Below are 542 nucleotides of genomic sequence, written 5' to 3' on the forward strand. Positions count from 1 at the left end.
CTCTGCCGCCGCACCGGCGAGTTCCGCCCCCTGCTCCAAACCCTCTTCTTCACCGCACTCGCCCGCGGCGACTCCGGCGACTTCGCCGGCGCACTCCGCGCCCTCGACAACGCCCGCCGCCTCATCGACGCCGAGAAGCTCGGGTTCTACCGCGCCGGCATCGAGACCGCGACCAGCTGGCTCTGGCAAGAGCTCGGCAACCCCCACCGCGCCCGCGACCACGCCGACGCAGCCGTCGACCTCGCCCGCCGCGGCGGCGGCGCACTCGAACTCGAACAGGAACTCCACGCCCTTCTCGCCCTCGCCGACTGCCACCTCCTCCTCGGCGACGACGACACCGCCGCCGACCTCGTCACCACCGCCGCCCCCACCCTCGACCGCTCACTGCCCTTCAAACCCCGCGCCACCATGCGCTACCTCGAGATGCGCGCACGATGGGAACCCGACCACGCCGACGCGCTCCTCACCGAGGCCCGCCTCTACTCCAGCCCCAAGTACGAAGCCCTCGCCCTCGCCGCCCTCGGCCGCCACGACGACGCCGC

At 73.2% G+C, this 542-nt stretch carries 1 pseudogene; it reads left to right on the plus strand.

The features are described from left to right. Positions 1-542, plus strand: a pseudogene (locus tag PSU4_RS31040) (ATP-binding protein); the annotation flags it as partial.

This window comes from Pseudonocardia sulfidoxydans NBRC 16205, assembly GCF_007989085.1.
Classification (GTDB): Bacteria; Actinomycetota; Actinomycetes; order Mycobacteriales; family Pseudonocardiaceae; genus Pseudonocardia; species Pseudonocardia sulfidoxydans.